This window comes from SAR324 cluster bacterium, assembly GCA_029245725.1.
Taxonomy (GTDB): Bacteria; SAR324; SAR324; order SAR324; family NAC60-12; genus JCVI-SCAAA005.
In genome coordinates this window covers 1-1,854 of record JAQWOT010000368.1, presented here as the reverse complement: position 1 = coordinate 1,854, position 1,854 = coordinate 1, and the positions used below count along the sequence as shown (strand labels likewise).

General features: G+C 38.0%; 2 protein-coding genes. One reads left to right on the top strand and one right to left on the bottom strand.

Going from position 1 to position 1,854, the window contains the following annotated elements:
- Positions 1-429: 429 nt before the first annotated feature.
- The gene (gene mazG / locus P8O70_20535) at positions 430-1,245 is read right to left on the bottom strand and encodes a nucleoside triphosphate pyrophosphohydrolase (protein MDG2199228.1); all 816 of its coding nucleotides are present in this window, start codon (positions 1,243-1,245) and stop codon (positions 430-432) included.
- A gap of 420 nt (positions 1,246-1,665) precedes the next feature.
- Here mazG and P8O70_20530 point away from each other — a divergent pair.
- Positions 1,666-1,854: helix-turn-helix domain-containing protein (locus tag P8O70_20530; protein MDG2199227.1), on the top strand; the 189-nt coding region annotated here is incomplete at its 3' end.

Below are 1,854 nucleotides of genomic sequence, written 5' to 3'. Positions count from 1 at the left end.
TGATCTGGTAGAGGCCCTCAGAATTAGAACTGGTGAAAAAGGGGATGCTGCAGTCTGAATTCTTTACCTCTTACTATTGATCCAGTTTTAATTACATGAACTGTGTAATTGAATTCTTTTGTTCATGTAATTAAATTTATTAGATTAATAAAACATAATAATTCGTTATTTTATACCTTTCTGATTATATCCCAAAAATAGATTGAAGCAAATTGTTCGATCATGACAATAATGGAAATCTTTCCTTAGCTTGGTCAGTATCTAGATGATTCAAAACTCTCAAATAAATTGCCTGATGTAGTATTTTTTAATTATGAATAATTTACTCTAATAAGACTTTAAAATTAAACATAGAAGAACAGAGATCAACATTCTATCTAAGGTTCAGTCAAAAGCTTATCTTCATTAATACATTGATTCAAATGATTATCATCTCTTTTTACTCTCATCCCAAAATTCCATTAGATTCTCCAAAGAAAACTGCCCCCAAGATTCCCCTGAACGGTTGACTTGTTCTTCTACATATTCAAAGCGATGGATAAATTTTAAATTTGCATCTCTAAGGGCAACTTCTGCATCTATTTCAGACTTTCTTGCCCAGCTACAGAGCGCAAAGAGGAGATCTCCAAATTCTTCCTGCAATCTTTTTGAAGTTGGTGCCTTAGTTTCAAATTCCTCCTGCATTTCACAGATTTCTTCTTCAACCTTCTTCCATGCAACTTTGGAACTTGGCCAATCAAATCCAACCCGCGCAGCTCTTTTGCTTAATTTTTGAGCGCGCATCAACGCTGGTAGTGCTAATGCCACATTGTCTAATGTCTTTAACTGTCTACCTTGCTCAAATGACTTTTGCTTTCGCTCTTCAGCTTTTTGTAATTCCCAAGACTCTCCTTGTGAATGAACATCTCTTGACTCTCTTTCTTGAAACACATGTGGGTGCCTGCTAATCATTTTTTCACAGATACCCATGACCACTTGATCGAAGTCAAACAAACCAATTTCTGATGCAATTTGCGAATGAAAAACAACCTGAAGTAAAAGATCTCCTAACTCTTCCTTTAATTCCTGAAAGTCTTGTTTTCGAATAGCTTCATAAACCTCATAAGCTTCTTCAATCGTGTAAGGCACAACTGAAGCAAAACTCTGTTCTTTGTCCCAAGGACACCCTTTTAGGGGATCTCTTAGGATCCTCATGACCTCCAAGAGACGTTCTATTTGCTGAATTTTTTTCTTATTATTCTCCATGATTCTTTTGGCCGAGTTTTATGAAAGTTTTGCTCAAAGTGCTTGGCATCTTGGGGAGAAGAATCATCTGTGACGTAATTTAAAGGTATTTTTGATTATCAATAATGACAAAGGGCTTAGCTGAAGGATTAATTCAATTAATAAGACTTTTACTAATGGGTAATCAGAAGTGCAAAAGAAATTCAGGATAATTCGATTTAATTTTCCTGAACATAAATGGAAGGGGTTTTTCTGATTGTTTTGGTATAAATTAAAGGGATTGTAGCATTTGCGTCGTTTAGACAAATGAAGTAATCTCCGCGATTTCGAGATCTAACGATGCAATGTCCTCGCTGTGCACATCCAGACTACATCCTCTTTGGTAAGAATCGAGGGGCCCAACGTTACCACTGCTAAGCTTGTCGACGAACCTTTCAGACAATGCGCAGAGGCAAGGATCCCGCCCTCAAAGAACAGGCTCAAAAGCTATACCTCGAAGGACTGGGGCTCAGAGCCATTGGCAGAATTCTTGGGGTGCATCACAAAACTCTCTCCCGCTGGCTTGTCCAGGCTGCTGGGCAGTTACCAGTCAACCAACCCAAGACGAAGGCCTGCTCTTTGATTGAGGTC